The sequence below is a fragment of the Streptomyces sp. NRRL WC-3549 genome (assembly GCF_000721935.1).
Taxonomy (GTDB): domain Bacteria; phylum Actinomycetota; class Actinomycetes; order Streptomycetales; family Streptomycetaceae; genus Streptomyces.
In genome coordinates this window covers 10,901-15,417 of record NZ_KL585402.1, presented here as the reverse complement: position 1 = coordinate 15,417, position 4,517 = coordinate 10,901, and the positions used below count along the sequence as shown (strand labels likewise).

Annotated in this window: 4 protein-coding genes and 1 pseudogene; all 5 read right to left on the bottom strand. The window is 72.5% G+C overall.

What is annotated here, in order from left to right:
- A partial coding sequence (locus IH13_RS0117235) for a 6-phospho-beta-glucosidase (protein WP_063837456.1) occupies positions 1 to 1,218 on the bottom strand: 1,218 nt, incomplete at its 3' end.
- Between the two features lie 124 nt (positions 1,219 to 1,342).
- Entirely contained in the window at positions 1,343 to 2,887 is a 1,545-nt protein-coding gene (locus tag IH13_RS0117230; protein ID WP_031085401.1) for a cytochrome P450, read from the bottom strand.
- 87 nt (positions 2,888 to 2,974) lie between these two features.
- Positions 2,975 to 3,589: a GTP-binding protein gene (locus IH13_RS0117225; RefSeq protein WP_031085399.1), complete on the bottom strand. Its 615-nt coding sequence runs from the start codon at positions 3,587 to 3,589 to the stop codon at positions 2,975 to 2,977.
- On the bottom strand, positions 3,570 to 3,938 hold the full coding sequence (locus IH13_RS0117220; RefSeq protein ID WP_031085397.1) for a DUF742 domain-containing protein: 369 nt from the start codon (positions 3,936 to 3,938) through the stop codon (positions 3,570 to 3,572). Before IH13_RS0117220 ends, IH13_RS0117225 begins: the two co-directional genes overlap by 20 nt.
- Positions 3,935 to 4,356: pseudogene (locus tag IH13_RS37740) on the bottom strand (roadblock/LC7 domain-containing protein). Before IH13_RS37740 ends, IH13_RS0117220 begins: the two are co-directional and overlap by 4 nt.
- Positions 4,357 to 4,517: the final 161 nt, after the last annotated feature.

The window sequence follows — 4,517 nt, the reverse complement described above, 5'->3', positions numbered from 1 at the left end:
GCCCCCGGCCGCCTCCAGGACGGCGCGCTCCACCGCCTTCACCGACGTGACCAGCCCGACCGCGTGGTACGGCAAGGGGTCGACCGCGACCGGGTGGGCGCCGTTGGCGTCGACGAGGCAGGGCACCTCGATGACGGCGTCCGGGTCGAGCACCGAGAGGGTGCCCCGGTTGCGGACGTTCAGGATCAGTGAGGTGCGTTCGTCGCGGGCGACGGCCCGCATCAGGGCGAGGGCCACCTGTTCGTACCCCCCGGATTCCAGGTCGCTCTGCTCGCGCTCCCCCGCGCCGGCCGCGTCCCGGTTCTCCGCCATGTAGGTGGCCTCGCGTTCGGCCCGGGTCCGGTCCCAGGTGGCGAGTGCGGGGGCCGCCGGGTCCTTCATCCGGGCGTAGAACCCCTCCTGCTGGTCGCGGAGGAAGGCGCCCCGGGTCTGCGCGGCCTCCTGGTAGGCGCGCACGGCCTCCCGGTTGAAGTAGTAGTAGTGCAGGTACTCGTTGGGGATCGCGCCGAGGGAGCGCAGCCAGTCGGCGCCGAAGAGCCGGCCTTCCTCGAACGAGCCGAGGAGGACGGGGTCGGCCAGCAGCCGTGGGAGCTCGTCGCGTCCGTCGACGTGCAGGGCGCGGACCCAGCCGAGGTGGTTGAGGCCCACGTAGTCGATCCAGGCGCGGTCGGGGTCGGCGCCCAGCACCCGGGCGATCCGCCGGCCGAGACCGACCGGGGAGTCGCAGATCCCGATGACCCGCTCGCCCAGGTGGCGGGACATGGCCTCGGTGACCAGGCCCGCCGGGTTGGTGAAGTTGATGACCCAGGCGCGCGGGGCGAGCCGCACGATGCGCCGGGCGAGGGAGAGGGCGACGGGGACGGTGCGCAGTCCGTACGCGATGCCGCCGGCGCCGACCGTCTCCTGGCCGAGGACACCTTCGTCCAGGGCGACGCGTTCGTCCGCCGCCCGGCCCTCGAGGCCGCCGACCCGGATCGCGGAGAAGACGAAGTCGGCCCCGCGCAGCGCCTCGTCGAGGTCGCCGGTGGCGACGACGGCCGGGGCGTCGGGGACGCCCCGGGCCTGTTCGGCGAGGACCCGGGCGACGGCGGTGAGCCGGTCGGTGTCCGTGTCGTAGAGGGTGACCCGGGAGACGCGGCCCTCGGCGTGATCACCGAGCAGTGCCCCGTACACGAGGGGAACCCGGAATCCGCCGCCGCCAAGAATTGTCAGCTTCACGCTGCTCGATGGTACGGGCCGGGCGCCGTCCACCGGCACGGCCCGCCCTGTGGCGTGGTGGTGTCCCGGACCGGCCGGAGCCCGTCCGGGACACCACGCGTACGTCAACGGCGCGCGGACGTCGTCACTGCCCGCTCCACCACCGGGCCACCGCCTGCCAGGCCCTGGCAGGGCCGCCTCGCTGGGCGGGGACCTCGGGAGCGGCCTCCGGGGCGGCGGGTGACTCCGGGGAGGCGATCCGCACCCCGGCCGGGGCGTGGCCGGGCTGGGGGCCGGCCGCGGAGGCCCCCGTCCCGCGCGGCACGGGGGGGGACGAGACCTCCCAGTCGGTGCGGGCGCGCGGGCGGGCCGCGATGGAGGTCAGCGGATCGGCGTCGACCTCCTGCTGCGGGCTGGGGGCGAACGTGACGGGCAGTTCGACGAGATGGCGGGACATGATGTTGCCGACCCAGCTCAGCTCGCTCTCGTCGACGGCGAGTTCCAGGTCGGGCAGGCGCATCAGCAGCGCGTCGACGCCCACGTCCGCGATGGCCCGGCCGATGTCCTGGCCGGGGCATTCGTGCGGTCCGCCGCTGAAGGCGAGGTGGGCGCGGTTGCCCTCCATGTTCGCCGTCAGGTCGGGGCGTACCGACGGATCGGTGTTGGCCGCCGCGATGCCGACGAGGAGCGCGTCACCCGCCTTGATCTGCTGGCCGCCGAGTTCGGTGTCGCCGACCGCCCAGCGGCCGAAGACGGCGGTGAACGGCGGCTCGTCCCAGAGGGTCTGCTCCACCGCCTCGGGCACGGTCATGTGCCCGCCGCTGAGCCGGGCGCGGAAGCGGGGGTCGGTCAGCACCATCCGCAGGACGTTGGCGATGAGGTTGGCGGTCGACTCGTAGGCGGCGACGAGGATGAGGCGCAGGTGCTCGGCGACCTCGACGTCGGTCAGCCCGGCGGGGTGGGAGACGAGCCAGCCGGCGAGGTCCTCCTCGGGGGCGACGCGCCGCCGTTCGACCAGCCGGGTCAGGGCGGCGACGACGTAGGCGTTGCTCTCCACGGCGGTCTCGGTGCCGCGGATCATGTCGCGGGCGGCCTGGACCATGCGGTCGTTGTACTCCTCGGGCATCCCGAAGACCGCGCACACCACCATCATGGGCAGGTGGTCGGCGAACTGGGTGACCAGTTCGGCGCCGCCCTTCTCGCAGAAGTCGTTGACGAGCCTGTTGCTGAAGCGGTTGACGTGCCGGCGTACGCCGCGGGTGTCGATGCGCTCCATGCTGTCCGTGACGGCGCCCCGGAGCCGTTCGTGAGCGTCGCCGTCGGCGAAGGCGCAGACCGGCTGCCAGGTGAAGATCGGGGCGAGGGGGTGGTCCGGGGTGACGCTGCCGTCCTGGAGGGCGCGCCAGCGCCGGGAGTCGCGGGAGAACTGCGAGGGCGTCCTGGTGAGGTGGAGGTTCTCGCTGTGGCCGAGGACGAGCCAGGCGGGGACGTCACCGTGCAGCAGGACGGGGGCCACCGTGCCGTGTTCGGCGCGCAGCTTCGCGTACAGGCCCGCGGGGTCGTTCTCGGCCTCGGGGCCGTAGTACCGGCGCAGTCCTCCCGGCCCGAAGCCCGCGGAGTGGGCCGGGCACTCGGGGGGCGGCACCGGTCCGGGGACCGATCCGGGTTCGTGGTGGAAGGGGGTTGTCACAGGGGCTCCAGGGATCGGGCTTTCCGGGGAACAGGGTGGGGCGCGCGTGGCCGGTCGCGGCGGGATCGCGGGCGTACGCGCACCCCGTCAGCCGAGTGGTACGGCGAGGCTGTGCAGGTACCGCATCAGGGTCAGCAGCACGTCGCGGCTGGAGGCACGCAGCCGCGCGTCGCAGTCGATGATGGGGACCTCGTCGGGCAGGTCGAGGGCGTTACGGAGCGCCTCGACCGGGTGGTGGGGCGCGTCGGGGAAGGTGTTGACCGCGACGACGAACGGCACGCCGCGCTCTTCCAGGCGGCCGATCACGTCGAAGCTGACCTGGAGCCGCCGGGTGTCGATGAGGACGACGGCTCCGAGGGCGCCTTCGAACAGCCCGTTCCACAGGAACCAGAAGCGCTCCTGGCCGGGCGTGCCGAAGAGGTAGAGGATCAGCTCCTCGCTGAGGCTGATCCGTCCGAAGTCCATGGCGACGGTGGTGGCGGTCTTGCTCTCCACCCCCACGTTGTCGTCCACGCCGACGCCGGCCTGGGTCATGGTCTCTTCGGTCGTCAGGGGCCGGATCTCGCTCACGGAGCCGACCATGGTCGTCTTGCCGACCCCGAACCCCCCGACGATGACGACCTTCACCGCGGCCGTGGCCGTGGTGGGCAGGACGTCCTCGCTGCGGGGGCCCGTGATCGTGTCAGAGCTTCTGAAGTCCATGCATCACCGCTTCGAGGAGGGACCGGTCCGGCAACGCGGCACGCACGATCGGCGCGCGTGACTCGATGAGTTCGGTCGCCAGGAGTTCTGTCAGGAGCGAGGTGACCACGCTGAAGGGAAGGCTCAGGTAGGCCGAGATCTCGGCGACCGACAGCGGTGCCCTGCACAGCCTGAGGATCGCCGCCTGTTCGGGCTGGACGGTGGGCGAGGGATCGGCCTGCGCCACGACCATCGTGACGAGGTCGAGCGCCGCCCTGACTCCGTCGTGGTCACCGGTGATCACGTAGAGCCGTTCCGGGTCGCTCAGCTCCGGGTCGGCCGTCCGGCGTTCTCGTCGGGGAGCACTCATCCGGCCTGCCCGTCGTGCCGGGGGGGACTCGTCAGGTGGGCGCCGATGCGGACGACCATGTCGCGCATGCGGGCACCGACGAGACCGGCGTCCACCGTCTCACCGGCCAGGACCGCGAGGTAGGCGCCGCGAGGTAGGCGCCGGTACCGGCGGCCATCAGGTAGAAGAATCCGCCGGTGACCTCGATGACGACGAGCTTCATCAGACCGTCGCTGTGCGGGATCTCGGTGGCGACCGCCGCGGCCAGGCTCTGCAGCCCGGCGCAGGCCGCGGCCAGCCGGTCGGCGACGTCGGGGTCGCCGCCGTGCCGGGCGATGCGCAGACCGTCGGCGGAGAGCACCACGATCTGGTGGATGCTCGGTACGTCGTCGGCCAGTTCCTTCAGCATCCAGTCCATGTTTCCCCGCTGCTGGATCACTTCTGGTCTCCCTTGTCCCACGCGTCATCAGTGTCTTCGCCGTCCTGCGGCTCCTTGGGCACACCGTTCACGGCCTGCGTGAACGCCTCCAGCCAGAGGCCGGGCGGGGTGTCCTCGCCGCCGGGGCGTCCGCCGCCGTGTCCCTGTCTCTTATACACATC